This window comes from Nocardiopsis metallicus, assembly GCF_014201115.1.
Taxonomy (GTDB): domain Bacteria; phylum Actinomycetota; class Actinomycetes; order Streptosporangiales; family Streptosporangiaceae; genus Nocardiopsis; species Nocardiopsis metallicus.
Map to the genome: position 1 here is coordinate 3,819,074 of NZ_JACHDO010000001.1, position 26,341 is coordinate 3,845,414.

Annotated in this window: 24 protein-coding genes; 1 reads left to right on the forward strand and 23 read right to left on the reverse strand. The window is 68.1% G+C overall.

Annotation, left to right across the window (positions count from 1 at the left end; translation table 11 throughout):
- Positions 1-68 precede the first annotated feature (68 nt).
- From HNR07_RS16590 to HNR07_RS16640, 11 genes are all read right to left on the reverse strand, one after another.
- Positions 69-689, reverse strand: coding sequence for a hypothetical protein (locus HNR07_RS16590; RefSeq protein ID WP_184365767.1), 621 nt, complete (start codon positions 687-689; stop codon positions 69-71).
- Positions 690-816: 127 nt separating this feature from the next.
- Positions 817-1,059, reverse strand: coding sequence for a hypothetical protein (locus HNR07_RS16595; protein WP_184365768.1), 243 nt, complete (start codon positions 1,057-1,059; stop codon positions 817-819).
- A gap of 33 nt (positions 1,060-1,092) precedes the next feature.
- On the reverse strand, positions 1,093-1,329 hold the full coding sequence (locus HNR07_RS16600; protein WP_184365769.1) for a hypothetical protein: 237 nt from the start codon (positions 1,327-1,329) through the stop codon (positions 1,093-1,095).
- 860 nt (positions 1,330-2,189) lie between these two features.
- Positions 2,190-4,787: an OmpA family protein gene (locus HNR07_RS35605; protein WP_184365770.1), complete on the reverse strand. Its 2,598-nt coding sequence runs from the start codon at positions 4,785-4,787 to the stop codon at positions 2,190-2,192.
- 58 nt (positions 4,788-4,845) lie between these two features.
- Positions 4,846-5,274, reverse strand: a complete 429-nt coding sequence (locus HNR07_RS16610; protein ID WP_301184257.1) for a TadE/TadG family type IV pilus assembly protein — start codon at positions 5,272-5,274, stop codon at positions 4,846-4,848.
- A complete protein-coding gene (locus HNR07_RS16615; RefSeq protein WP_221318845.1) occupies positions 5,271-5,714 on the reverse strand; it encodes a TadE/TadG family type IV pilus assembly protein in 444 nt (147 codons plus the stop codon). The genes HNR07_RS16610 and HNR07_RS16615 overlap by 4 nt, the downstream gene beginning before the upstream one ends.
- Positions 5,711-6,043 (reverse strand): TadE family protein, encoded by a 333-nt coding sequence (locus HNR07_RS16620; RefSeq protein WP_246420340.1) that lies wholly within the window; start codon positions 6,041-6,043, stop codon positions 5,711-5,713. Before HNR07_RS16620 ends, HNR07_RS16615 begins: the two co-directional genes overlap by 4 nt.
- Positions 6,044-6,345: 302 nt before the next feature.
- Positions 6,346-7,218, reverse strand: a complete 873-nt coding sequence (locus tag HNR07_RS16625) for a type II secretion system F family protein (RefSeq protein WP_376769925.1) — start codon at positions 7,216-7,218, stop codon at positions 6,346-6,348.
- The gene (locus HNR07_RS16630; RefSeq protein WP_246420341.1) at positions 7,215-7,949 is read right to left on the reverse strand and encodes a type II secretion system F family protein; all 735 of its coding nucleotides are present in this window, start codon (positions 7,947-7,949) and stop codon (positions 7,215-7,217) included. The genes HNR07_RS16625 and HNR07_RS16630 overlap by 4 nt, the downstream gene beginning before the upstream one ends.
- A 128-nt stretch (positions 7,950-8,077) precedes the next feature.
- Positions 8,078-9,276, reverse strand: a protein-coding gene (locus HNR07_RS16635; RefSeq protein WP_184371482.1) for an IS3 family transposase whose coding sequence is annotated in 2 segments (ribosomal slippage) — positions 8,078-9,033 and positions 9,033-9,276 — 1,200 coding nt in all. Because the reading frame shifts where the segments join, the coding sequence is not laid out codon by codon here.
- 155 nt (positions 9,277-9,431) lie between these two features.
- Positions 9,432-10,436, reverse strand: a complete 1,005-nt coding sequence (locus HNR07_RS16640) for a CpaF family protein (protein ID WP_312894066.1) — start codon at positions 10,434-10,436, stop codon at positions 9,432-9,434.
- Between HNR07_RS16640 and HNR07_RS34975 the strand changes: the two genes are divergently transcribed.
- Entirely contained in the window at positions 10,422-10,610 is a 189-nt protein-coding gene (locus tag HNR07_RS34975; protein WP_246421432.1) for a hypothetical protein, read from the forward strand. The two genes, HNR07_RS16640 and HNR07_RS34975, sit on opposite strands and share 15 nt — an antisense overlap.
- Before the next feature lie 128 nt (positions 10,611-10,738).
- Here the strand turns inward: HNR07_RS34975 and HNR07_RS16645 are convergent, their stop codons facing one another.
- The 12 genes from HNR07_RS16645 to HNR07_RS16700 all read right to left on the reverse strand — a co-directional run bounded on the left by HNR07_RS16645 (position 10,739) and on the right by HNR07_RS16700 (position 25,572).
- Positions 10,739-11,392, reverse strand: a complete 654-nt coding sequence (locus tag HNR07_RS16645; RefSeq protein WP_184365773.1) for a hypothetical protein — start codon at positions 11,390-11,392, stop codon at positions 10,739-10,741.
- 221 nt (positions 11,393-11,613) lie between these two features.
- Positions 11,614-12,273: an SAF domain-containing protein gene (locus HNR07_RS35610; protein WP_301184258.1), complete on the reverse strand. Its 660-nt coding sequence runs from the start codon at positions 12,271-12,273 to the stop codon at positions 11,614-11,616.
- A gap of 124 nt (positions 12,274-12,397) precedes the next feature.
- Positions 12,398-12,850, reverse strand: coding sequence for a hypothetical protein (locus HNR07_RS16655; protein ID WP_184365775.1), 453 nt, complete (start codon positions 12,848-12,850; stop codon positions 12,398-12,400).
- A gap of 386 nt (positions 12,851-13,236) precedes the next feature.
- Positions 13,237-13,740, reverse strand: a complete 504-nt coding sequence (locus HNR07_RS16660; protein ID WP_184365776.1) for a hypothetical protein — start codon at positions 13,738-13,740, stop codon at positions 13,237-13,239.
- A gap of 1,323 nt (positions 13,741-15,063) precedes the next feature.
- Positions 15,064-16,131 (reverse strand): C40 family peptidase, encoded by a 1,068-nt coding sequence (locus HNR07_RS16665; RefSeq protein WP_184365777.1) that lies wholly within the window; start codon positions 16,129-16,131, stop codon positions 15,064-15,066.
- Entirely contained in the window at positions 16,131-17,009 is an 879-nt protein-coding gene (locus HNR07_RS16670; RefSeq protein ID WP_221318847.1) for a replication-relaxation family protein, read from the reverse strand. Before HNR07_RS16670 ends, HNR07_RS16665 begins: the two co-directional genes overlap by 1 nt.
- A gap of 9 nt (positions 17,010-17,018) precedes the next feature.
- Positions 17,019-19,358, reverse strand: coding sequence for a type IV secretory system conjugative DNA transfer family protein (locus HNR07_RS16675; protein WP_184365779.1), 2,340 nt, complete (start codon positions 19,356-19,358; stop codon positions 17,019-17,021).
- Positions 19,358-21,220 carry a VirB4 family type IV secretion system protein gene (locus tag HNR07_RS16680; RefSeq protein ID WP_301184259.1) on the reverse strand — a complete coding sequence of 621 codons (1,863 nt, stop codon included), beginning with the start codon at positions 21,218-21,220 and terminating at the stop codon, positions 19,358-19,360. The genes HNR07_RS16675 and HNR07_RS16680 overlap by 1 nt, the downstream gene beginning before the upstream one ends.
- A gap of 10 nt (positions 21,221-21,230) precedes the next feature.
- Positions 21,231-22,178, reverse strand: a complete 948-nt coding sequence (locus tag HNR07_RS16685; RefSeq protein WP_184365781.1) for a PrgI family protein — start codon at positions 22,176-22,178, stop codon at positions 21,231-21,233.
- 40 nt (positions 22,179-22,218) lie between these two features.
- Complete coding sequence (locus tag HNR07_RS16690; protein WP_184365782.1) at positions 22,219-23,949, reverse strand: hypothetical protein; 1,731 nt, start codon at positions 23,947-23,949, stop codon at positions 22,219-22,221.
- Between the two features lie 269 nt (positions 23,950-24,218).
- The gene (locus HNR07_RS16695; RefSeq protein ID WP_254418074.1) at positions 24,219-24,614 is read right to left on the reverse strand and encodes a hypothetical protein; all 396 of its coding nucleotides are present in this window, start codon (positions 24,612-24,614) and stop codon (positions 24,219-24,221) included.
- Between the two features lie 127 nt (positions 24,615-24,741).
- On the reverse strand, positions 24,742-25,572 hold the full coding sequence (locus HNR07_RS16700) for a sigma-70 family RNA polymerase sigma factor (RefSeq protein ID WP_184365783.1): 831 nt from the start codon (positions 25,570-25,572) through the stop codon (positions 24,742-24,744).
- Positions 25,573-26,341: the final 769 nt, after the last annotated feature.

Sequence of the window (26,341 nt, forward strand, 5' to 3'; positions counted from 1 at the left end):
TGTGTGGGTGGAGGGGGCCGCCCCTGTCCCCTGTGTGCAGGGGCGGCCCGTGTAGATGGGGCGCGGTGTTAGCGGCCCGCGCTCAGGGCGGTCATGACCGTCTGTGCGATCAGCTCGGCCTTGGTCAGGGCCGGGGTGCTGAAACACACGTCCAGGGTGATCTCGCTGCCCCCGCGCGCCTCGTCCTGCGGCCAGCCCAGGAGGATTTTGGTCGGCTGCTCGTAGGCGAAGGCGACCCAGACCTGGGCGTGCAGGTCCCCGTCGGGGTGGGCGTAGGTGTCGCTGATGTAGTGGGTCCCGTCCGCGCTGCTCCCGTACTCGGGGGGCTGGGTCAGGCAGATCCCCTGGGCCTCCCACACCCGCCTGCGGATCGGGGTGAGCAGGTGGGTCAGGGCCTGCACCCGGGGCCAGTCCGGGGTGGTTTCGTTGCCCAGGATGCTCAGCTCAAAGGCGATGTCGCCGTCGTCGAGCGTGTCGGGGTCGGGGTGGTTGCGCCGGATGGTGTCCAGGATGCGGCCCGAGGCGATCATCATGGTGTGGGCGTCTACGTGGGCGGTCGGTGCCCATACCGCCGGCTGGCCCAGGCTCTCCTGCCACACCAGCAGGCCGTCCGGGCCGCTCATGCGCAACTGCTGAACGTGTTCGGGCGTGACATCGACCGGTCGGGCGTAGGGCATACTCGTGCTCACAGCACACTCCTTCTGGGTTGTTGTGTTGGGCCCGCGCCCAGCCGTCCTGGCTCCACACCTGTCCGGTGGGCGCGGGTGGTTTTGTGGTGGGCCGGTGTGCAGGTTGGCGCCTGCGCACCGGCCCGCTCTAGGTCCGGGGTACGGCCGTGACCGGTAGGAACGCGACCGGCGCGGCAGGCATGCGCCCGCTCAGGTGGCTAGCGAAACCGTGGCTGAACACCGGGCACAGGGTGCTGCCGTCGTGGTGGCTGAAGTCGGGCCTGGCGTAGCCCGGGGCCATGTCGGTGGGCGGCAGGTTGCGCACCCCTTCGGCGCACTCGGGGCAGATCAGGGTCGCCCCGCACAGGTGCACTCGGGTTTTCTCGGTCATGGCGGTCCTTTCGCGTTGGTGTTTTTCGGTGGCTCAGGTGGCCGGCACGGTCCGGTGCGCGTGCAACTGAAACAGCGTGGCTCCGAGGGCGGTGCGCTGCTCCTCAGCGCGGCGGTGGTCGTGTGCCGCCTGCCGGGCGGCCTCGCTCGAGCCCTGCGTGCGGAACAGGTGGTGTGCCTCGCCCTGCGCGGCCAGCTCCCGGATGATCGCCGCCTCGTAGTCGACCGCTACCTTCGCTGCCCGTTGGGCGCGGGCCTGGTTGGCGATCATCGCCTGAGTGGGCGGCTTCGGCCGGGCGAAAACCCGCATTCCGATAATCCCGATTGCGCGCAAGGTGCGCATTAACAAACCCCCTTTAAATGTACGGGCGTTTCTGTTTGGCGGTCCGAGGTTCGCTTGGGTGACTAGTGTTTGTCAACTCCGCCGCGAAACCTTTTTTCGCCCGCCCCGGAACGGTGCGTGTTTCGGGGCGGAACCCAAGATGATCTTGGGTGACACGTGTTTGTCAACTCGTGTCGCGAGAAAGCTTCCCCGCCGCCCCGAAACGGCGCCGCCGTTTCGGGAACAACCCCATAGCAACTTGGCCCGGGGCGGGTTGTCAACTCGTGTCGCCGGTTTTCTCGGATCTTTTTTCGGCGCGGGTTTCCTAGAGGAGGAATCGCGCGTGCGCGCCTACGCGCGCGTGGGGGCCGGCCGCGAGCATGCCTGGCGCGTTTTTGGGTGATCATGAAACGCATGAGCGACGCACTTCTGGGCGATCACCACAGCCCAAGTCAATGATATGAGTTTTATTTATGGGGTTGTTTTTTGGCTTTTTGGGAGGGAGAGAGAAGGGAGGGGATAGGGAGGATGAAAAGAAAAGGGGGCGGGTCGGCCGGTAGGCCGACCCGCCGCCGGGGAGGGAGGGGCCGCCGCCCCCTACGTGAAGTTGACTACCCACTGGGTATAAGTCTGGACCCGTGGGTCACACTCAAAGTGGCTTTGACCTGCAATGATGCCGGTTTTCGACCTGATGGGGCCACTGGGGGCGCTGGCGTAGTCACAGGCGTAGTCACAGGCAAGGGGACGAGCGTAGTCACAGGCATAGTCACAGGCGTAGTCACAGGAGCCCCCTGTTTTCCGCCCCTGGCCTACCCCTGCGGCTGGGCCTCGGGGCGGGTGAGCCCGTCCAGGAGTTGCTTGCTCACCGGGCTGGGTTTCTTTTTCAGCTCGCCGAGGGCTGTTTCCAACGCCCGGTAGGTACGCCGGACCGCGTCGGGGCGACCCATTCCACCATAGACGCACATCGTGTCCTGGTAGATGGATTCGTTGAAACGGTCCAGTTCCATGGCTTTTTTCAAATAGGAAACGCGCGATTCCGCTGACTCGGTTTCTTTGGCCAACAGGGCCAGCACCTCGACGAGCTGGTCGGTGAAGTGCTTTCGGTGAGATTCAAACCACTCCTCACCACAATCGGACAGGAGCGGCTTCTCCCAGACGTTCACCAACTCACGCAGGAGCGCTTCCCGGTCTTCCTCGGCAAGGTTCACACGTTGCCGAAGCTCGTTCGTGTGCCACACGTCGATATCGAACAGGCCTTCTTGGAGGACGTACCTTCCGTTCTCCTTGAAGAGGATGTCGTCTTCGGATTTGAGTGCTTCTCGTAGCGGGGCACGCAGGCCGGTGATGGCGTTGTAGCGGTCCTTGCGGGCCTTGGGCTCGTCTTTTCCATAGGCGAGGACTTCGTCGATCTGGCTCTCGGAAAGCCCGTGGGGGCTCAGAGCGAGCATCGCCAGCAGCAGCCGTGAACTGGAGCGGGCCAGCGCATCACGCCCGCTCACCTCACACACCACCTGCGGGGCGAACAGCCGCACCCGTACCGGGGGCGAGGTGTTACTGCTCTCCTCAACGGCCAGGGCAGGCTCGACCTCTGGCTCGCTCTCAAGAACAGCAGGGGCTGAGACCCCACGAGCAGGCTCGGGCTCAGGAGTGGGTTCCGGTTCGGGGCCGGGTTCGGGGTGGGGATCGGCAGCCTCGGGGACATAGGTCTCCTCCTCGTCCGGGGTGTTCTGATCCCCTGGACGAACGCGGTGCCGCAGCGGACCAACCGCACCGGTCTGGCCGCTTACGGAAATCACCCTCCCCAGGCCCAGATCATCGCAGTGCACCACCGCTCCCAGGCCCTCGAGCTCGCCCAGGACCCCCACCACGATCCCAGGGATGCCCCTAAGCGCATGGTGGGCATCGCGGGCATCGCGCACCTCTGCGGCTGTGCACACCACCAGGACGGGAGGACCGCCGGTCTCACTGACCTCGTCCGCTCCGAGTTCGTCGTCCATGTGCTGTCGCTGGCTCGTCAGCAGAGCCGTTTCCACCGCGAGCCGCACTCCAGGCAGATCAGCCACGACCTGCACACCAGAGGTGAGCGCGTCACTGCCGCCCAGCGCCTCCGCCACCGGACCGGTGGCCACGACCGGGCCCTGTCCCTCATGACCGATGGCCGCAGCCGCCAACACCTCAGCGGAGTGGGCCCCGGTGAAGGCAACCCCTTCACGTGCGTCGACCCGAGCGCTCTGGCCGACCAGTAGGTAGGCGTCGGAGTCGATGATGCCGTTCTCAGCGCCCCCGAGGTCATCACGCACCAGCTCACCCCCGGTGGGGGCGAGGCCGTCGCCGGTCTCGGCAGAGCTGTCCTCACCCTGGGCCGGACCCGCCCCGCTCTTGGGAGCCTTCACGGTGGGCCGAGGACTGCGTGTGTGGGCATGGCGGCGCCCAGCCGCATAACCCACCCCCACCCCCGCTGCTCCGGCCACAGCACCCACCAACAACGGGCTCGGCCCGTGGCCGCAGCTGGTGGGGGTCACGTCCAGCTGCACCTGCTCGGGCGAGGACTCGGACGGCTCCTCTGCGGCGTTGCCCTCGCCTTCGCTCTTCTCTTCGGCCCCCGGCTCCTCGACACTTGGGGGTTGCAGGCTGTAAGCGATCTCCACGCGCCGGTGCTCGGCGTAAGATGCCCTCGCATCAGCCGGGGGCTGAGCCGACCCCGCCCCGGCGACCTCGAACTCGACTTCCTCATTCAGGTGTTCGGCGAGGTAGTCCGCGACCGCCTGAGCTCGTCGCTCCGACAGGCCCTGGTTGTAGCCGGGATCCCCGACCGGGTCGGTGTGCCCGGTCACCACGACTGAAGTGTCGGCCAGGTGGAAGTCGTTGATCATGCCCAGGGTCGGCTCCAACGAGTCCCGCATGCCAGAGGTGAGATCGGCTGAGTCGAAGCCGAACCCGGACAAGGTGCGGGTCCTCTCGATCACCCCGCTTTGGTCCTGGCCTTGGTGTTCGGGTGCGAGGTGCTCCTGCCCTTCCGACACCGAAGGGGCGGGAACCTCAACAGTGGTTTCGGCGTGAGCGGCCACGGCCGCTGTGTGCGTACTCGTTGCGGTCGCTCCTCCCGTGGCCAGGACCCACACCAAGCGCACCAACCCGACCCGGGGCACGAGTCCGCGCAGCAAGGCGAGGATGTCCAGAGCGATAACGACCAGATAGGCGGCCCACACCACCCAAAGCAGAGCCACGAACACTGCGAGGACGACCTCTGCGGGCAGGGCCCCGCCCCGTAGGTACTGCCACAACCACACCCACGAGACGCCTTCCCCCAGCGGCCACCCGAGCTTGGACGCCAGCACCGGCAGACCGATCAACATGACCACCGAGAGCAGCGCTTCCCCGACAACCGACCAGGCGCTCTTGGGCATACCTCTTACGCCTTCCTTCTTCGAGAACTGTTCTGTTCAGATACGCAGGCCAGAGCCGTTAGGACTGATGGGCGGTCGCGCTCGCTTGGGCCTCGATCTCGGACTCTGCGATCGGCAACAACACCGGCGAGTAGACAGCTCGGGCCACGACCACGACCCGCCCCTCCTCGGCCACCGCCCCGCCCCTGACCCCGGCCGAGTCCAAGTACTCCACCGCTGCTCGGCGCGCATGCTCCTCATCCAGCACCGGTGTTCCCGCATCCAACGTGGCCGTCTGGTCCACCTGGTGGGTGCCCGCCCTGGCCGCTGAGTGCGCCACGGTCATCAGCTCCGCTTTGGCCACCAGCATCTGCCCGCCCTCCCACACCAGCGCGAACATCACTCCAAGCAGGGGCATCAGCAGAATCAAGAACACCGATGCCTGCCCGTCATCTGCCCTGGAGCGGCGACGGCGCCCGTGAACCGCGCGGGGAGCGAAGTCCTTCACGGGGTGCTCCCTCGATAGGGGTCCACCGGAGAAGCAGCGCCTGCGGTCAAGGTTCGCTGACCGCCGAGCCCGCCCAGATCCACCACCGTCACCGTGCACTGCACCTCCACACCAACAGCTCCGCCCGGGACGAACCGGCTGGTGTCGACCCGCACAGCAAACGGTGCGCACACCAGTCCCCGGTCAGTGAGTTCCTGTTCCGCCGCCTGCCGAGCCTGGGTCCGCGCCGCACCCGCCTCGCGTTGCAGCGAGGCGACCCGTGCTGCTGCCGCCGCGGCGTCCTGGGTGATGAGCGCGGCCGAGACCTGGCGCCCGGCCACGACCATCAACACCAAAGCCAGCACGATCACTGGCACCAGAAGGGTCAGTTCCACCGATGCGCTGCCCCTATCGCTTCGGCTCTTCCTGCGCCCCTGCTCGCGGGTTTTCTGAATGGTCATGGGGCCAGGTGTTCTACCGGGCCCGACACCTGCGAGGAGACCGGCACTCGCGCCCCGGGCAGCAGACTCGGGGCCTGGCCGCTGACCCGCACCCGCGCCCGCTCCGGGCCCCGCTCGGCCTCCACCTGCACCGCCCGCAGCACGCTCCCGCCCAGCTGGTCGTGGGCCTGTTCGGCCCGCTCGTAGGCAGCAGCCGTAGTCCCGTCGAACGCCCTCGCTGCCGACAAGGCCTGAGAGGCAACCGTTTGGGCTCGGTGCTGGGCGTGGGCCCACAGCCCCACCTGCACCACGGCCAGCACCATCCCGAACACCAACGGCAGGATGAACAAGGTTTCGGCGCTGCCCCGATCGCTGCGACTCCCCCACCAGCGGCGGGGTTGGGTGCGGAGATAGGCGGGGTGGGTCACCGGTTCACGCCCAGGTCGATGGACTCAGCCGCCGAGGTGAACTCGGAGATGAGGATGCCGCCGACCACGGTGGCGATGGTGATGGCCACCATGATCGTCAACACCCACTCGGTGGTCGATGACCCCGCATCCGAGATGACTCGGCGGGCTGGGGTGAGCCGTGTGCGTACACGACTCCAGGCATGTCGAAGAGTGCTCTTCACTCTGGGACTCCTTCTACAGACTCAGAAACCGGCCATCACGTGGACCAGCGCGACATAGACGATGAGCAGGAGAAAGCCTGAGACCAGCCCCATGGTCGGCAAGGCCATGCGTTCGGTAGCCGCGAGGGCGGTGGCCTCGACCTCAGCCAACCGGCGAGCCCGCAACGACGTGGCTTTGGCCGTCAGTGAGGTACGGGTGCGCGCACCCGAGGCGCCGCCCAACCGCAGCGACGCGGCGAGCTCGGAGAGTTCACGCACCCCGCTCTCCACCGCCAAAGCTTCGAGGCCTTCCCACGGGGGCCGGTGGCGCACCGTGGCCGAGTGCACCGCCTTCCGAATGCGTTCAGGAGCCGTGCCTTTCCCGTGCTGGAGCGCTGTTGTCAGCGCCCCGGTGGCACCGGCACCAGCCGCCAGCCCCATAACCACCAAGTCAGCCAACGCCGAGGTGGCCGCCCTCAGCTCGCCGCGCTGACGCACCGCCGCGCCGCGCGCCGCTAGGTCGGGGGCCAGAACACACCCGGCCAGGACCAGAAGGGCGAGCAGCCCCACCGGCAGGCCCTGCGGAAGAACATCGCCCACCGCGAACAACACAACGGCGAGCAGGAGACCGAGGCCGGTCGAAGCTGCCTTCTCGGCCCGGTAGTCCTCCACCGAAGTACCCGCTGCCGCCAAGGTCCTGGCCATGACTGGCCCCGGAAGCCCGACGTGGGCAAGAAGGCTGCCACTTCGGTGTCCCACCCGCCGGATCCAACTCCCGCGCGGGACAGTGCGGGGTTCGGGTTCTGGCCGCGGGGTCAGTCGTTCGGTCAGGGTGGGTCGGCGCAGCGCGTAGGCACCAGCGCACACCCCGGCTCCGAGCATGCTCCCGGCCAGGCCCAGCATCATGATGCTCACCGGCCACCACCCACCCCTGCCACGGCCGCTCTGTTCACGGGTGTCGGGGAGAAGGGGCGTGGCTGCTCGGCCGGGGCGGCCAGGCGGGCGAGCCAGAAGAACGAAAGGGCCCACACACCGCCGACCAGGCCGAGGATCAGCTGGCCGGTCACCGTGCCCAACGGTTCAAGAAAACCCGGGTTGAGCGCGACCATCCCGACCAGCATGATCGTGGTGGCGGCGGCGATGATGCGCACCGAGGAGCGCACCCGCGCCCTTGAGGCCGAGACCCGGGCGATGCTACTCGCCCGCTCCCGAGCCGCCTCAGCCAGACGCGAGAGGGCACCGGCCACATCCCCGCTCTGCCGGGAAGCCCCCATCGTCAGGGTCAGGGCCACCAGATCGCCCAGGTCCGAATCGACATCCCGTGCGAACACCGGCGCGGCCTGGTCCATGGGCTGGCCCGCCCGCAACCGGGCCTCCAACCCCTGGACCGGAGCCCGGATCGGCTCAGGGGCGACCGGCACCGTCGCGGCGATGGCCTGATGAAGCCCCGAAGCACCGGTGATCATGTCCCGCAACTGCTCAGCCCACGACGCCAACGCCTCCGCGAGATCAGCCTGCTTCTGGGAAGTGGTGTCGGGGCCGAGCAGGGCGGGCATCCACCACCCTGCCGCCGCAGCGAGCACCACCCCCACCGGCCACCCCGTCACCACACCCACCAGCGCCCCAGCCCCGGATGCAGCGGCCAAGCGGACCCAGGTGTGGCGCTGGCGCAACACCCGCGCCCACCCATGCGGGTTCGAGCCCAAGGATGCTCGCTGGGGAAGAAGACTCACTGATGTTGCTTCAGTTCGGTAGACACCTGTGAGCTGGGGTTTTACGCGGCCTGAGACAGCGCCGCAAGCCTGTCTTGAGCAACTTCGGTGTGGCGACGTTCATACTCAGCCGGGCTGAGCTGACCATTGGCCGAATGCCGCCGCCAGGGGTTGTAGAACCCCTCGATATAGGAGAACACCTCCCGCTCCGCATCCGCCCTGGTGGCGAAACGGGTGCGGTCGATCAACTCGGTCTCCAACGACGCGAAGAAGCTCTCGGTGACGGCGTTGTCGTAACACGACCCCGTCCGCCCCGTCGAGGGAGCGATCCCTGCCTCTTCGCAGCGGCGACCAAAGGCCAGACTGGTGTATTGCGATCCCTTGTCCGAGTGATGGATCAGCCCCGGACCGGGACGGCGGGCGGTCACCGCCATGGCCAGCGCGTCGCAGACCAGATCGGCGCGCATGTGAGGGGCCATCGCCCAGCCCACGATGCGGCGCGAGAACAGGTCCATCACCACCGCCAGGTACACCCACCCCTGGTCGGTGGGCACGTAGGTGATGTCCGCGCTCCACTTGGTGTTGGGGGCATGGGCGGTGAAGTCACGACCGACCAGATCCGGTGGGGCTGTGGCCATCCGGTCCTGGGAGGTCAGGCTTTTGCGGCCGGTGCGGCGGTGGACCCCGACCAGGCCCTGGCGGCGCATCAGCCGGGTGATGCGGTTGCGTCCAGCGCGGATGCCGTCGAGCTCGGCCAGGTCGGCCTGGAGCCTGGGGGAGCCGTAGGTGCCGCGGGAGCGCTCGTGGTGGCCCTGGATGCGCTCGGACAGGTCAGCGTCGGAGCGTTCCTTGGCCGTGGGGCCGTCCTGGATTCGGTGGTGGTGTTTGTAGTAGCCCTGCCGCGATACGCCGAGCAGCCGGGACATCAGGGAGACGGAGTGGCGTGTCTTTTCTTCGTCGATCAGCCGGAACATCACCGACTGGTCTCCCGGACGAAGAAAGCCGTGGCCTTGCGCAGGATCTCGCGCTCTTCGCGCAGCTGGGCGTTCTCTCGGCGAAGGCGGGCCAGTTCGGCCTTGTCATCGCTGGTGGTGCCCTCTGCCTGGCCGGAGTCGATCTTGGCCTGATTGATCCAGGTGCGGATCGTCTGGGCCGAGGGTTCGAACTCAGCTGCCAGGTCCTCGGGGCTACGGCCGGAGCGGGCCAGCGCGATGATCTGATCGCGGTACTCCGGCGGGTACGCAGGGCGGGTCTTGGGCACTTCAATCTCCTCGTTCAATGACAAAGTATCCGAAAGCGGACACCTGTCCACCGAACCGAAGCAAGATCACACCACGTAGGCAGCGCACGCGATCCCAGCCCCCAGCAGAACCCCACCGACCGCAAACCCTCCCGCTGTCCAGTCCCACGGGCTCATCACACCCACCCCCGTCCCGCGTACCCGACCCGTTCCAGACGGTCCGCGACGACCCCGGACGGCGCACACACCAACTCACCCGAGGAAGTATTCGGCGCGCGGTGGTAGATCTCGTTGGAGATCACCTGCTCACTTTCAGCCCCCACCACCTCGCGCACGCTCGCCACGTACCGCTCCCCCACCGGGGTGGTGTCGATGTGCACCACCAGATGCAGAGCCGCCCCCACCAACGACGCCGTCGCCGAAGCCGTCAACCGCTCCGGGCTCTGAGCGCAGTAGGCGGCCAACTTCGCGAACACCTGCTGCGAACTCGAGGCGTGGATAGTGGACATCGACCCATCCGTGCCCATGCTCATGGCATTGAGAAGAGCGATGGTCTCCGGGCCCCGGGTCTCCCCGACGATCACCCGGTCCGGGCACATCCGCAACGCCGCCCGCACCAACTCCGCCAAGCTGACCTCACCGATGCCCTCCACGTTCGCGGGACGCCCCTGCAGGGCTTGGACATCCAGGTCGCTGTCAGCCCGGTGCAGACCCAGCTCGAAGGCATCCTCCACGGTGATGAGCCGCTCGCCCTCCAGGGTCCCCAGCAAAGCCCTGAGCAGGGTGGTCTTCCCCGAGTTCGTCGCGCCGCTGATCAGGATGTTCAACCGGGCCCGCACCGCTGCCCGAAGCAGGTTCTGTGCGGTCTGGTCGACCATCCCGGAGCGGGCCAGATCCCTCAGTCGCAGGTGCTGGGCGGGGTGGCGGCGGATGGTCAGGGTCGGACGAGCCGCCACACCCGGCATCACCGCCGAGAGGCGTTCTCCTCCTGGCAGTTCCATGGACAGAATCGGTGCGGACATATCAAACCTGCGCTCACCGCTCGGTGCACGGGCTGCGGCCCGCTGCACCAAAGCCACCAGCTCATCGTCGGTGGCCACCACCGAAGAGCGTTGCTCCCTTCGTCCACCTCCGAAGTCCACAACCGCAGGGGCGTTGCCGGTGATGTGGATATTCTGCACCCCCGGCTCGACCAGCAACTCCTCTACCGGCCCGAGCCCAAGGACGTGGTCCAGGACCAGGCGGCGAAGGCGCGGTTCGTCTACCGTTCCCTGCGTGCCCTGTACCAGGGCCGTGCGCGCCCTTTCCTCCAGAAGGGTGTCGACGAGCTGGCCCACCGCATCGGTGTCCGCTGACTCTTCGGGGTGGGTGACAAGGTGTTCGGTGACGCGGCCGGCCAGCTCCACCGCGGCCGTGCGCAACGAGTCCTCGCCACCAGATTCCCCCATGACCGGTGACAGGTGCAGGGCTGGATACATGGTCCTCATGCGGCCTGCACCTCCAACACCCGACGCTCCCCCGCACTGAGTCCGAGGCCGTCGAAGTCATCGCACAACTCCGCCAGCGCTTTGGCGGCCTTGATGAGCGGCATCCACTCCAAACCGTCAGGGTCACGGCGCTGAGCACGCCACGCCGCCAGCCGATCCCTCAACCGCTGCGGCGGATGGTGCTCACCCCGCACCAACCCAGCCCCCGTGGGGTCATGCGGGACACGAGCCCACACCGGCAACCCACCCGCGACATCGGAGACTTCGCTATCCGTGTGCGGGCACGCCCCGGTGATGGCCAGGCCGACCCGGACCCCGTCCTGGCGCAGCGAAGCCAGAACCGGGGCACACACCCGCAGCCGCTCGGCCTGCTCCACCTGACCCGCCTCGACCAAGACCACAGCGGTGTCAGCGTGGCGGAGCAGGGCCGCCCCCGCGGACCCCGGCACCGCACGCCCCACATCCACCACGCTCACCCTCCCCGCCTTCAGCAGCCGAGGGTTGCGGGCCAGGACCTCCACCGCACGGCCCGCCTCGAGCGGGTCGCTCGGGGCCGCCACCACCCGCAGCCCACCCGGTAGCTCGAGCGCATGACGCAGCAACGGGTGATGGCCGCTCTCGGCGACGCCCTCGTTCGAAGGCAGGGCCACCGGTACCTCCACCGGAGCATGAGAACGTGACGCAGCGGCCAACGACACCAACCCCTTCGGGCCCGGCTCAAGACCGTGCCAGGCCGCCACATCGCCCCCGGAAGCGTCAGCCTCCACCAGCACCGGCACCGTCAGCACTCCGCTCGGCCAGGCGGCGGCCATAGCCGTGGCCAGACTCGTCACCCCCGGAGCCCCACTCAGCGAGCACACCGCCACCACCGTCATTCGCTCCCCTCCCCGTCCTGGTTCTCGGCCTGTTCGTGCGGGTTGACCACCGCGATATGCACCTCACCCGCAGCGACCGCACCCGCCACTCGGCCCGCGTCCTCGCGCGGCACCACCACCTCCACCGCCTGATCCCCGGGACCGAACCCGTCACCGCCATCCGCGACCACACGGTGCACCAGAGCCGTCACCACCCCAGAACTGCCTTGGACCGTGTTCTCGTCGTCCTCCACCACCTCCTGGGCTCCGCCCCCGGTCGGGATCAGGTCCACCGTCGTTCCCGCCTCCAACCCCTGAGGCAGCACGGCGACCGGCAACGCAACCAGCGCCGACCCCCGCTCCGGCCACACAGCCGTCTCCGACACCGAACCCGCCACCAAAGGCGAACCCGCCGAGACCGGGCGGGCCAACACCATCCCCTCCACCCTGTCCGGCGCCAACAACCGCAGCCCCTCACTCGGCACAGCCTCCACAGAGGCCACATCCGAAGCGCTGATCACGTGCCCGGCGGGCAAATCAGCAGAGAGCACCGCCACCGGCACCGTGTCTTCCCCCGCGAACCCGGCCCAGGCTCCGGCCGCCCCACCACCGACGATCAACGCGGTGGCCAGCAGCGCCCACTTCCACCGGCGACGCGAAGTCGCCGCAAGGCGCACCGACTCCCACTCCCGGCCCCCATCAGGAGCCTCCGTCTTATTCTTAGTTTTCTGGTTGGTTTGCTTGGGATTCGCGAGCGCGACCATCCCGCCCTCTCTTTCCATGCCTATGTCTGCCGCTTGGTCAGCGGGTGTGGGTGACCACCGAGTGGATCTCACTCACCGGCACCGCCACCTCCGAGGACGTCGACAAGCCCTCCAGCTCGCCCCCGTCTCCGGTGCTGGTGGACCATGCCACCGACCACTCCCACACCGCAACCAGATCCACCTCCGCCCCCGCACCACCGGGCGGGAGAGAGGTATAGGTGTGGCCGCAGTCCGGCGACCCCTCCTCCCGGAACACCGCAGGTGAATACACCGTCCCGGCGCTGTCACACACCACCTGGTGGCCGTCCCCGGTCTCCCACACCACCCGCTCAGGGGTAGCCACCACCGTCACTGACCCCGCACCCACCGAGGCTGTCGCCGAGACCGGCTCCCACCCATCGGCGTCGATCCACATCCAGGAGGGCATGTTCACGAACCTCGGCTTGCCGAGCGGCGGGGCCGTCCCGATCTCCGGGACAGGCAGGGTCATCGACGCCCGCGCCTGCTCAGCCAACACAGCCGGATCAATCACGACCTGGGCCTCCGAGCCTTGCGAAGCCGAGGAAGCCGAAGTCGAACACCATGCTCGCCCCAAGGGCACCCGGACCGGCCCTTCCTGACCCGATTGGATGAACTCCACATCAGGAAGCTCGCAAGAAGACGCAGGCTCTCCCCCTGTCCCACCTGCCCCCGAAACTGGCACCGAAGGAATGTCCATAGCGGGAGGCCGCGGCGGTGTACTGTGCGCGCCTGCGATACACCCTCCTCCTGAGCACTCGACGCTGTGCGCGAAGCGCCCGTCCTGGGCGTGAGCAGGGCCGGATGCCACGAGCACAAGAGCCATGACGACTGGAAACAAGCCCCCTGAGCGTGTCCTCAGCACTCGTCAAACTCCCCGAGCCACAACTCGTCGACCTTCCACTTGCCCTGCTGGTCGGTGACCGTGGCTTGGAAAAGTCGTGTGTTGCGCTCCTCCGGATCCATCTCCTCAAAGCCTTCGATGACCCATTCGGTGTTGTCCATGCAGTCCTCGACCATGATGCTCGCGGGGTCGGCTTCAAGGTCAGTGTCAGTGACCTCGGGGCGCAGTACCGGCTCTCCCATGGCCTTGGCCCCATCGAGCATTCCCGTGGCCAATTCCAAGGCCTGACCGCGCGCATACAGCTCCAGGTCCGGGTGGTCCTCGGCTCCATCCAGCGAAGCCTCGACCACGGCGCCCATCATGCCCAGGTAGGCATTCACGGCCTTCTCCTCCGGGGAAGGCCCGGGTGCGGACGGGGCGGCCAGGGGCGCGCTCGCCTCGGCTTGTTCGGGTTCTGCTTCCGGTGCGGCACACCCCGCCAGCGCCACCACGAGCGCGGCACACACCACCCTGCGCATGGCACACCTCCGTTTCCTTCTCCGACGTGACCCCACGCCGTGCTTTCGAAGGGTGACACTAGCCACACGCAGAGTCACTTCACAAGAGGAATTCGGGCACTCTCCGTCACCAAAACTGTGAAGAGAACCACCCGACCTCGGTGTCGAACTCTCTACCTGCACAAACACCCAGACGAGCAACCGAAAGCAGGGCCGCTCCCGGTAGGAAAACGGCCCTGCTAATCGGCTCTCTCGTCAGGCGACAGGCTGGCGCAGCGCCTCCCATTGCCGCACCAGCCCGGCCAGCTCGTCCCACTCTCCCGGCTCTTGCGCTTGGCTCACCCGCGAGAAGGCACCCGGAGTTGGCGACTCTTGCCGGGGCCAGTGAGGCGCTCGGGGTTCAGGTTGCCGGGTACGGCCTCGCTGTTCGTGTGCGACCAGATACGGGCGCACCGCACGCCCACCGTCGTCGTCCTCGCACCAGCCGAACCTCGGCACCTGCTTCGGCGTCACCGGGGGCTCGTAGAGGCGCCGGGCCCACTCTGCGTGATCGCGACGGGCGTGGTCATAGCGACGCACCCACTCAGGCTCCGCAGACGGCACCGGGGTACGTGCCGCCGCGACCGCTCGCAGGGGAGGCGCCTTCTTCACCGGTCGCGGGCGCAACGGGGGCGGCGGCTTCTGCACGCCGAGAACGGCTTCGAGTACGGCCCCGACCGTCCAGCGCACGCGGCTGGCCCAGCCGCGTCGACGCCTGCGGTGTCGGCCCCTACCATGGTCCATGGTCTTCCTCCTGGTCGCTTCAGGTGGGGGATCACGCCTCGGGCGGTGTTCCAGCACCGTCCGAGGCACCTTTTTCTTTTGTTCTTCGCTTTTTCTTGAGGCGCGTGTTCCGCTGTTCGGGGCGGGGCGGGTGTCAATGGCCCCGGCGAAGTCGTACGCCCTCACCAAGGCTGCGCTTCCACACCCCGCCCGATGCCAGCGAACAGGTGCCTCTAGCTGGCTCTTCGCGACCGCTCGGCCGAGGTGAGCGGGGGCAGGCGGAGGGTGTGTGCGGGCATCACAAAGGAGCCCTTTCTTTTGAGCACGCGAAAGAATTCGGACAAATAGGAATCGCGTTCACCCGGGTGGAACGGCGTGGGTGCGATGTTTCCCTATGCAAGCGAGTATTTTCAACCCCGCATTGCGTAGAAGTCATGGACCAGCGAAAACACGGGAAATGGGGCCGCGCGGGCGACGTGCCCGCACAGCCCCACAGCCGCCCCACCGCCCGCTGGGCGTCCCCGACCCGGGGGTTCCCGGGCTGGGGCCGCCCTGTTCCGTTGTGGAGCGGGTGGTGGCCGCTCAGCCCGGCCGCACCGCCGCCACGAACCGAGCGCTGTAGTACTCACCGTCCACGGGTTCGACCCGGATGCTCTGCCCCGTGCGCGGTGAGTTGACCATCTGCCCGCCGCCTACGTACATGGTCACGTGTGAGGGGCTGCCTCCCGGGGCTCCGGTGTCGTAGAACAGCAGGTCTCCCGGCTGTAGATCGTCCAAGCCGATGCGTGTTCCGGTGTTGACCTGGTCGGTGGTCACCCGCGGCAAAGCAACCCCGGCTGCTTTCCAGGCCTGCATGGTCAGCCCCGAGCAGTCGAACGCGTGTGGGCCGGTGCCGCCCCAGAGGTAGGGCTTGCCGACCTGGGCCAGCGCCCACTCCGCCGCCGCCCGCCCCTGCTCGCTGCTGGCCCCCGTCCCCACCCGGGGAACCTGCGCAGCGGTCTGGGCGGCGATCTCGGCATAGGCGTCGATGTGCCCCACGACTTTGTCCACGTACCACCCGGCGCGGTTGTAGCGCAGCAGCGCCGCTTCGAGATGGTCCGGGTCGGTGAAGTCGACCGGCTCGGCTCGGGGGTGGCTCACGCACAAGTACACCGCCGCGCTCCACATGGCGTCGTGGATGTTGTGCGGGTCGGCGATGCCGTCACCGTTGCCGTCCAGGCCGTGGGAAGCCCAGGTGGTGGGGATGAACTGCATCGGCCCCACCGCCCGGTCAAACTCGGTGTCCCCATCCCACTCGCCGTTGTCGCTGTCCATGTGGGGTGTGGTGTTGCCCCCGACCCCGCTCCCGTCCAAGCGGGGGCCGATCATCTTGGGCCGCACATCCCCCGACGCCGACACCTGCCTCCCGGCCACGTGGTTGGATTCGACTTTGCCGATCCCGGCCAGCACCGGCCACTCCATACCCGTACAGCCCGCGAACTCTTCCTCCAACCGTGCGGCGGCCTGAACATAGGCTTCCAGGACCGGGGCGGGGATCCCCTCCACCTCGCCCGGCACCCCCACCGCGTGCTGGCCCGAGTTGCCCAACACGCCGATGAACAGCACCGGCACCATGAAGAGAACCCCCGCACCAACGAAGACATAGCGCATCACTCGCTGTCGTCCTGGCCCTGCTCCTTACGGGGATGGCGCAGAGCGATGTCGACCAGGCTCAACCACTGCCCGCTCAACTCCCCTGGCACCTGCCACACCGCCCGCTCGGGGCCGCGCTTGCGCAGCCGTTCGTGGGTGCTCACGTAGGCCCCCACCATCCGCAACTGTGCTGAAGGTGCTTGGGCGAGCTTGTGCAGAAGATGCTCGGCGCGCTGATCGGAATGGACCGCGAACAGCACGATCGAGGCCAGTCCGCTCTCCGTGGCCAGATTCGTGTACCCCTTCATCTTGCGCGCCACCTTCGTCAAGGGTTCGGTGCCGGTGTCGTACTCCACGAAGGCGTGCAACTCCGCCTGGTCCTGGTCCCACTGCAGGTAGGCATCGGGGCGAATATGGCGCCCCCACCGGCGCGCGCTCTCACGCTCGGAGTACCAGCACTCCAACGACGCCGAGCGGGTGCGGCGGGCGGCCAGAGCGAAGGCCACGAAGGTGTCGGCCAGCCCGAGCACGTGCCCCAACTGGTAGTCCAGGGCGACCCGCATCCGGTGGTCGGCCCGGTAGTCCAACTCCGCTAGCGCTGTGTTCCGTTGCGCGGCCACCAACTGCACGCCGAGCCGGTCCACCACCCAATGGTGAGGGCTCGTACCCGCACGCGTGTAGGGGCGGAACGGAGCGATCAGCTCGTAGGAGCGCAGCTGACGCAACCGCTGGTTGACCGTGCGCACGGCCCGCCCCTCGAAGTGCAACTGGTGTAGGTGGTGGGTGGTCAGAACCTGGTGGTCGTACAGATCGTTCAGGACCTTCCGGTCCCGGGGAGTGATCTTGGGGACCAGACTCAGCAGGGTGTCGGTCGGATCCGTTTCAGTGCTCACCATCGGCCCCCTTTAGTAGCTTCCCCGTCGCTCTTCTGGTTGCGCCTGGGCGTCAGGCCCGTGCACGCGGGCGGCCCGACGCACCTGAGTGGCCCGGCCCTTGATCCCCTCCGGCAAGGGCCGGGTCTTCACGGTGGTCGCTGCGAGTTCCTTGGCCCCCACCAGCGGGCGTACCGCGGCCTGGAACGCGCCCAAGTGAGTGAGGTCATAGGCGCCCAGCACCGGCTGGGTGTGCTGCTGCAGGCTCACCGCGTCATCGGGTGAGGCGGAGAAGTAGATCTTGGAGCGGGCGTTGGCCGAGACCGCCTTCCTCAGGTCCCCCGGGAGCTGGCCGAGTTCCTGGTGAGCCAGGGTCAGGCCGAGCCGGTAGCCGCGGGCTTCGGCGAGCATGTCCTCCAGACTGCCGGGCAGGTTCAGGAAGTTCTGGCACTCGTCCACGTACGCGCACAGGTCCTTACGCTGGTGTTCGGGTGTGTGGATACGGGCGGTGACCGCCTGCCAGGTCGCCGCCAACGCGAACGACCCGATCAGGCTCGAGGTGTCCTCACCCAGGCGGCCCTTGGGCAGGCGCAGCAGCACCAGGTGCCCGGAGTCGAACAGCTTCGGCAAGTCGATGGTGGAAGGCCCCGAGGCCACCACTTGGCGCACCCATTTGCGCAGAAGCGCCGTCCTCAGTTTGTTGAGGACCGGCCCGGTCACCGACGAGCGGGCCGAGACGGTGAGCCCGGAGTACCAGCCCCAGAAATCAGCGAGGGCTTCGTCCTTACCGGTGTTCTGGACGACCTTGGCCATCACCTCGGTGCGCAGGTCGTCATTGGAGAGCAGGCGCGGCACGTCCCCCAGGGTCAGTGTGGGGTCCTTGGCCCGAGTCAACGTGAGTGTGGCGGCCCGCAGGATGTCGTCGGTGCGAGGCCCCCAGTACTCGGCGTAAATCCTTCGGAAGATCCCCACCACGGTGTCGCTCGTAAAGTCCGCATCCGGGCCCTGCAGCAGGTTCAACCGGGGAGGCGCCGCGTTGTCGTCCGGATCGAAGAGCACCACTCGGTTGACGGCGTGCTCGGGCAGGCGGGCCAGGATGTCGGTAATCAGGTCCCCTCGCGGGTCGATCACCAGCCCCGCCCGACCCGCCTCCGCGTCTTGGAGGACGAGGTTGGCCAGCAGGGTGGACTTGCCGGAGCCGGTTTTGCCGAGGATGTGGGTGTGCTGACGGGCCTCCACCACACCCAAGGCCACCGGACGGTTCGTGCCGGCGTCGGCGTCCCCGACCACCCGGGTGTTCTCGCCCCCGCGCGGAACGGCCGGTGCGGGTGCGGCCGGGCGCGCTCCAGCGCGGGCCAGGCCGGGCACGCTGGTGTCGGTGGGCAGATGCGCGACCCCCGCCAGCTCAGCAGTGGACAGCAGTGCCCCTCGGGCCAGGAACCGGTTCACCGCCCACCACTCGGGCTTGAACATCAAGTGCCGCCCCAAGTGGTTGGTGCCCGAGGTGAACGCCGCGAAGCTCGAAGCGATGCCGTGAGCGCGCCCCCGCAACCGATCCCGGAACTCATCACCCTCGTGTGTGGTGGTCAGGATGTAGGAGAGCGAGCACGCCAGCCTCGGGCTGGAGGCTTTGTTCAGGATCGCGCGGATGTCGTCCCCGGTCCCCGGCAACGACACCGACCGCCGTGCCCCACCCCCGCCTCCAGCCCCGGCTGGGGTGAAGGCGTCGACCACGGCCGTGCCCATCCCGGCGTGCCCAGCGATCCGGGCTGCTGCTTGGCGGGCCTTCGCAGCCCGCCACCCCGTAACCGGGCGGGCGGTAATGCGCACCAGGGCGTGTTCGCCCTCGACCAGGTCCTCCATCGCACCCAGCAAGGGACGGGCAGGGTCGTCATCGAACCGAGTCTGCAACGGGAACACCTCCGCCCGCCCCAGCCCCAGGTGCCCGCCGGTGGTGTAAGCACCCGCTGGGAGCGGTGACTCCTGCGGGGCCAAGCGGCGGGTGGAGGTGGTGGCACCGGGCCAGGCCGCCGAGATCGCCCGCTCCACCGTGCCCGGAGGCACCGTCCCGGGCACCCACACCTGGTAGCGAACCCCGGCCGCTGAGCCGATGATTTCCAGGGCCAGGTGGGGTTGGAACAGCCACCGCGACCAGCGCGGGCGCAGCAGCCCCATGGTGTGCTGCCAGAACGCACGCGCGTTCTCCAGGCTGGCTTCGGGCGGGGGCAGGATCTCCACCACCCTGGCTTCCTTGGACAGGTGGACGTGGCGGGCCCACCTGAACCCGAGCACCACCGCGCCCACCAAACCCCCGGTGAGCGGGATCGCCGCGATCAGGAGGAAGATCCCCCCGCCGAGCAGGAAGCCGAGCATCACACCACCTCTTCTTCGATGTCCTCGTTCTGGTCCCAGGCACGATCGGTCTCGTCGTCCTGGTCGTGGTCTTCGAACTCAGCGGACGCTGCTTCCGCCTCGGCGCGCATCGCGGCCAGCTCGGCCGGGTCGGAGGTGATCAGCGCGTGCTCATGCGCAGAAGCCAGCGGGTGGAAGCCGACTCGCTGATGGCCCGCCACCAGCAGGGCGGAGCCTCGGGGGGCGGTGCCCACCAGGTGGGTCTCGCCCGCCGAGAGGTGGAAGGCTTCGGCTACCGCGTCGAGGTTCTGCGGGGCCTGTTTCAGCAGCACCTGGGTGGCGGCGTTGGCGATCACCACCCGGCCCAGCTCCGTGGCCAGCACGTCGCCCACGTCTTGGGTGACCAGGGTCAGGCCCAGCCAGTGTTTGCGTCCGGCTTTGGACCAGCGGGCCAGGTAGCGGGCCGCGGCCGGGTCCTGCAGCAGAAGCCAGGCCTCATCGACCACCACCATCCGGGGCCGGGCGGGTCCGGGTGCGGTGACGTGTCGCCAGATGGCGTCGAGTACGAGCAGCACTCCGACCGGCCGTACTTCCTCCGACAACTCTTTGAGGGAGACGACGGTCAGGTACCCGCCCACATTCGCGGTAGAGGCGCCCTCGAACAGGGCCGCGTGGGAGCCGTGAACGAAAGGCTCGAGCCGCTCGGCCAAGCCTTGAGCCGCAGCAGCAAGGGCTGCTCCTGTACTGGGGTCGGTGGCGATCTCCTCCAACGCCTCGGCCAGATCCGCCAGCACCGGCGCGACCCGATCCCAGGTGGTCGGGTCGCGGGTGATCCCGGCCCCGGCGTAGGCGGTCACGAGCGCCCGGTCCAACACCGACTTGTCAGTCGCGGTCAGCTCACCGACCATCGCCCCGATCAGGGTGTGCAGGAACAGCGCCCTGGACGTGAACGACCTGCCGTCCTCGCCCTCCTGCGGCAGCGGTAGGGCGAACGGGTTCAACCGCCCTTGCGGGGTGCCGAGGCTGATGGTGGTGCCGCCCACCGCCTCGGCCAGACGCAGGTACTCCCCCTCGGGGTCGATGACCGCGACCTCAACACCGACCAGCAAGGAGCGGAGGATCTCCAGCTTGGCGAGGTAAGACTTGCCCGCACCGGAGCGGGCGAGAATCACGCTGTTGTGGTTATCCAGATCGCCGCAGAACCGGTCCCAGGCCACCAAGCCGCTGCTGTGGGTGTTGGTGCCATAAACCACGGTGGTCTCGCCCAGGTCCGCGACCAGTTCCGGGGAGGTGAAAGGCAGCAAGGTGGCGGCGGCGTCAGTGTCCATCGACCGGCCCATCCCGAGCGCGTCGGTGCCCAGCGGGAGTGTGGAGATCCATCCCGTTAGGGAACGGAACGTGGAGGGCACAGCGTCCACCAGAAGCGAGTCACAGAGCGCTTTGACCTGCTGGAGTTCGGCCTCCAGGTGCTCCAGGCAGGTGGCGTGCACGGTGATGTAGACCGCGACCCGAAAGAGCTTGCCCTGGCCGGTAGCGATGCGGTCAGCGATCTCCGCCGCATCAGCCGCGGCCGCCAGCTGGTGCGGGTCCTCCACCCGGCCCTGACCCGTGCTGGTGCGGTGCGCCGACTCCAACCGGGCTCGGCGTTTGCGCAGCTGGGTGGCGGCGCGGGGGGCGGGGACCGGGTCCAGGTGAAAAGCGATGTCGAGCTGGCCCGGGTAGGCCAGCAAGGGTTCGGCCCAGCCGACCGCGACCTCGCGCGGGTAGCCAGTGACCGCCAGGCTCTGGCACACCCCGCCCTCGACCTCCAGGTAGCGGGCTCCGACATGGATAGCCGGGCCGCCCAGAGCCGGTGAACCGGCGTGTTTCCACAAACTGCGCACAACCATCTCCTCAGTCCTCCCGCTCGTCGGTGGTGTCGAGATCTCCGTCGCAGGAGTCGGCGCCGTTCTCGGGGTCGGTCAGGTGTGTGCCAGGGGCGGTCATAGACGCCCGTAGCGCCTGCTCGACCGCCTCGCCGTCCAAGACCTGCGTGCGGATCCCGAGTGCGGCGAGCCGATCCGCGACATCTTCCGTACGGCGCCGTAGAGCCCCACCGGTGCGCCGGGCGGTTCCGGTGGCGGTGACCACGACCAGCACCTGCTGGTGGGAGAGCTCGTGGGTGGCGGCGATCTCGTCGAGGAAGTCGGCGTGCGCGGCCGCAGCATCGGCCAGGGCCGGGTGGGGCAGGTGGTCGGCGTTGGCGCGCACCATCGCTACCAGCCCCGACAGGTCAGCACGGCGGCGTTGCACCAGGATCTGGACGGGTTCGGTCAGCGAGTCGAGCACCCCGGCGAACGCCGCCACGACCTGGTCCTGCTCACGACCGGAGGCGAGTTGGAACGGGAGGGTGGTGCAGGCGATCACCGCCGCGCACCTGCCTTGCAGGTCGATCACCCCGCTGGGGGTGATGGCCGAGGCGGGCAGGCGCAACGGCGCTAGCCTCGGTTGCCTGAATCGGGGTGCCCAACGCGGCAACGCCGGGAGTTCACCGGAGGGTGCGGGGACCAGGTGCTGGGGTGAGCGCTTCCACACCCACGCGCTGGCCAGGACCTTCTCCAGGCCTCGGCCGTCGCGCTCGGCCAGCGCGATCGCGATGACCGCGCCCAGGAGCGGGGCCAGTCCCAGCGCGAGGACCCACAGCGGCACCATGTCGCGTAGGAGCAGGTAGGCGATCCAGGCTGCGGCCAGGGCTGGGGCGATGATCAGGCACTGGCGGGCGGTGAGGTTGAACAGCAGGGGTTCGGGGCGGTCGATGTCAGCGGGGATGCGGCCCCGCCACGCCGAGGGTTCTTCCTGCACAAGCTCCCTTTCTCGATGTCCTGCACGTGCGGGTCAGAGCTCACTTGGTGTCGCGGCGAGGTTTGGGGAAGAGCCCGTACTGCTTCCACACCCGCCGCGGGGATGAGAACAAGGGCTGCTGGCCTTTGACGTGGGCGGGCTTGGTCCACTGCACGGGCGGCGCCTCCGGCAGGTGACGCACCCTCGGCGCAGACGCTGGGCGAGGTGCGGGGTCGGGAAGACCGAGGCGCTCGGTTGCCCGCCGGCCCGGAACCCGGACCGGAGGCGGGGTCGGCAGCACCCCTTGCCGCCACCGGCGCTGCGGTGTCCCAGCAGCGCCACCACCGTGAGGCTTGGCACCAGGTGGTGAGGGGCGGGCGAAGAGCGTCTGCTGTCCGGTCTTGGGTGATCCGGGCATACGGCCCTCCTCCAACACGCGACGTGCGGGCGCGGGCGGTGCGGGTCGCGGCGGCGGCGCCGGGCCCAGGGCTTTCTGGCCTGGCAGAGCAGGTGTGGGACCACCGGGGTCGGGGCCGGGTCGGGGCCAGTGGCCACTGGCCCCCGGTCCGGGGAGAGTGCGCCGCCCGCCCCGTGTGAGGTCCCCGGCTGGATCGGGCGGGTCGTGGCGGTGGCGGTACCACCACGCCTGGGGCTGGAGCGGCTGGAGCCCGGACCCCGGTTTGGGCTGGTAGCGGGGCAGCGGCTTGCCAGCGCGGCGTTGGGGCCAGGAGAACTGGGGTTTACGGAAACCGAGGTCGAACGCTTTCGGCAACCGAAGACTCCCCATCGACCTGAAAGCGAGCATCCAGGCGATGTTTTTCAAGAAGGCGGCGATCGGTGAGGTGCCGGGGTTGGGTTGCCACACCAGACGGCTCACCCACGAGCCGATCCGGATCTGCACATACAGCAGCACCAGGAGCAGCATGATGTTCATCAGCCACCCGTCACCGCTGGCGCTCCCGCTCTCAGGAGAAGCGAACGTGCTGCTGGTCAGGGTGACGGTGTGCTCGGAGCCCGTGTCGAGCACCACCATGTTCCCGCCCGGCCCGGTGGGGGCAGCGGTGATGTTGCCCGTCAAGGACATCTGGCCTTCGAAGAAGAGCTGCATCATCGCCAGGAAGGCCACGGCTTGGGCGATCGGGATCGCGCACGCCCCCACCAAGGATTTCCACCACAGCTCCGCGAGCCGGTTGGTGTGCGGCAAGGCGTGGAACATCAGCAACAGCGGGGCGCCGATGACCAGGACGATGACCACGCAGATGCGGACCGCTTCACTGATCATCCACACCACCAGCAAGACGACGATGACGACCAGCAGCAGCAAGGTGAACAACAACGCCTCCGTGAGGATGACGTCCATGCGGTCGCGCAGATTCTCGGCCGCCTCGCGGGCATCGATGCCCCGCGCACCGATGGCGGTGGACATGTCGTTGGAGAGCCGGATGATCTCGGTGGAGATCCACATCGACAGGTTCGCCGCGGCGAACCCGGCCACGAGCCGGGGCAGCAGGTCGGTGGCCGAGTAGCGCGTCTGGATGGTCTGGTAGCCCATGGCGATCACCGCGCCCGCCACGATCAGCAACAGGTAGACGATGTTGGTGGTGGTCAGGATCCCGGAGTGCAGGGCCTTCATGCCCTCGGTCGGCATCGGGGTCCAAAACGCCCGTTCCGCCAGCCATGCCAGGGCCGGGTTCAACCCGGACACAACGAAGTCCGCGAACCAGTTACTGATGTGGCAGCCGCCGTCGGTCAGCCCGCAGTCGAAGACCTTGTCATCGGTCTCTAACTCCACCGGATCCTTGGGAAGCTCGGTCGGGTCCTGCCGACCGCCTCGGGGCTCGTCCTCGCGCTCATCTTCGGGAGGTGGGAGCGGGTCGTCGGTGATCTCCGGCTCCGGAGCAGGATCCAGCTCCTCCGGGCCAGGACCACTCTCAGACTCGGGCGCCGGTTCTGGTGCGGGTGAGGGTTCTTGCGGGGGTGGGAGCGGGTCGTCCGAGGGCGGCGGCAACGGCTCGTCCGAAGGCGGCTCCGCCGGAACCCGCACCCACGTGTGCAGTGGTCTCATGCGCCACCACCGGCCTCACCCGCGGCGAGAATCCATTCCAGGATGCTCATCAGCACCGTGGCCAGCACCGCGATCCCGTACCCGAGGGCCACACCCGTCAGCGCCCTCTTGGCCCCGTCGATCGCCCCCGGCTCGCCCCCGGCGACCAGCCACCGCACCCCCGCGATCGTAAGGAAAAGGGTTCCGAGCGCGGTGGCCAAGACCATGATGACCAGGTAGACCCGGTCCACCACGGCCACCAGCGGCGCCGCCGTGGCCTCGGCTGGCTCGTCCGGCCCCTCAACCTCCCCCTCAGTGCTGTTGGCCCACACCCACGAGGCGTCATCGGCCGTCACCATGCACCACACCGTGGCTACCAAGACGGCGACCATGATCACCAACAACCTGCGCACCCCAACCCCCTTCTCAGCACCGCCGCACCCTCAGTCCTTCGAGGCGGCTCGGTGTCTTGGCCCGCTGTCGGGGGCTGGTCGGGCCATCCCGTGAAGCTCGAGTGGCCCGACCGGCCCTTTTACTGAGTTAGGAAGCCAACGGCCACGGCGCCTTCGACGCCTTCGGCCGGGCGACTTCGTTGGCGCGGTGCCCGTCACCGGGCGAAACCGGCGCACTCGACAGGAAGGGAGAAGTGCTCGGGGCTTGGCCGGGGGCCGCGCTCAGCGCGGCGGCGAGCCGGGTCTCGGCCCGCTGGCGGCGCTTGGCCAGCGTCTTGTAGGCCACCCCGGTTTCGGTGGACAGCGCCACCAACGAGACCTTCTCCAGACGGGTGCGGGCGATCAGCTCCGCCTCAGCAGCAGTCACGGCCCCGGCCCGCACCGCCGCCTGAAGAACCGACTCACACGAGCGGGTCGACTCAGGGTCGTCCTCGAGGTCGGTGGCTTCGGCCGTCCCCCACCCCCGCTGTGCGGCGGAGGCCAGGGCGCGTTTGCGCTCGCCTAGAGCGGCGCGGCGCACCCGGCACAACAGGTAGTAGCCCAACGCGCCGTGGTCCAGGGTGGCGGTTCGGATCTGGCGGATCGTGAACGCCACCAGCTCGGCCTCAATGCACTGCACACTGTCGGGGTCCAGGCCCCGGCTGGCGCGGCCCACGCATCCGCGCAGCAGAGGCATCGCCAGCCCGAGCGCGCCGACCATCCACTCCTGCGAGCGGCGGGCCGCCCGCATGGTGTGCCGCCACAGCGCGTCCCGCACCTGGTTCGGGGTTGCGCGGTCCAGGAGGACCTCGCGCAGCTCAAGGAGCGAGTAGGTGCGCTCCTCCAACGAAGGGTGCGCGTGGGCGCCGTGCAGGGTCAGGTGTGTGGGTGCGATCTGAACGAAGTTGGATTCGATCTGGCCAAGCAGCGAAAGGTTCATGTGTTCCCCCTGGAAGTGCCACCGGGATCCGACACGGACCACTTAAAGGCATCGCAGACTCAGGGGTTGCTCAGAATGGACTCACAGCACGCTCAATCTCGACTCAGAGCAGACTCAGAAGTGACTCAAAGACAGCAAGGGAAGGTAAAGGATTTCTGCCTGGAGCGCTGACGTCGAGGCGTGTGAGTCACGCACTCAGGACTAGACTCACAGCCTCTACCTGCGCATATGCTGGACTCACGGGATGACTCAGCCACTTGCGCAGTGGACTCATGAGTCACCGTGAGTGTTCAATCTAGGGATCTCTGAAAAATTCTTCCTGGACTCTTCCGACACGCACACGAGCGCGCCAAGAAAGACACCCAAGGAAGATTCTCTGGCACCCCATAATCACTGACGAGACGACCTATGGAACCGACACCTCTCATCTCAGCTGTGAACACACCGGAACTCTCCCTGATCCGGGGTGGGTCGTTATCTTCTTCACAGTGAGTTATCCCGGTGGGATGTCGAACTTGCCGTCACGGCAGCTCAGGAGGAACACCTTCCGCTCTGCGAACGTCGAGCCTCGTGTGCCCCTCCCTGGCGACGGGCTCTTGTCTCTTGGCGTGGACGCCGTATCGCCTGTCCACAGAGCGAGGCCCCCTCCTGACCTCCCGGGCCATATGCCTGTCCGAAGCGTTGGAGCTCGTGCGGGTAGACACCGTTGTTGACTCCCCGCTGAGGGACCCCGGAGGCTAGGTTGTCCCCTGTACTCCACACGACTCGA

Coding starts and splice junctions, on each gene's coding strand:
- HNR07_RS16595 (WP_184365768.1), bottom strand. CDS start 1,059: ATGACCGAGAAAACCCGAGTGCACCTGTGCGGGGCGACCCTGATCTGC.
- HNR07_RS16600 (WP_184365769.1), bottom strand. CDS start 1,329: ATGATCGCCAACCAGGCCCGCGCCCAACGGGCAGCGAAGGTAGCGGTC.
- HNR07_RS35605 (WP_184365770.1), bottom strand. CDS start 4,787: ATGCCCAAGAGCGCCTGGTCGGTTGTCGGGGAAGCGCTGCTCTCGGTG.
- HNR07_RS16615 (WP_221318845.1), bottom strand. CDS start 5,714: ATGACCATTCAGAAAACCCGCGAGCAGGGGCGCAGGAAGAGCCGAAGC.
- HNR07_RS16655 (WP_184365775.1), bottom strand. CDS start 12,850: ATGACCCTGCCTGTCCCGGAGATCGGGACGGCCCCGCCGCTCGGCAAG.
- HNR07_RS16660 (WP_184365776.1), bottom strand. CDS start 13,740: ATGCGCAGGGTGGTGTGTGCCGCGCTCGTGGTGGCGCTGGCGGGGTGT.
- HNR07_RS16665 (WP_184365777.1), bottom strand. CDS start 16,131: ATGCGCTATGTCTTCGTTGGTGCGGGGGTTCTCTTCATGGTGCCGGTG.
- HNR07_RS16670 (WP_221318847.1), bottom strand. CDS start 17,009: ATGGTGAGCACTGAAACGGATCCGACCGACACCCTGCTGAGTCTGGTC.
- HNR07_RS16675 (WP_184365779.1), bottom strand. CDS start 19,358: ATGCTCGGCTTCCTGCTCGGCGGGGGGATCTTCCTCCTGATCGCGGCG.
- HNR07_RS16700 (WP_184365783.1), bottom strand. CDS start 25,572: ATGAACCTTTCGCTGCTTGGCCAGATCGAATCCAACTTCGTTCAGATC.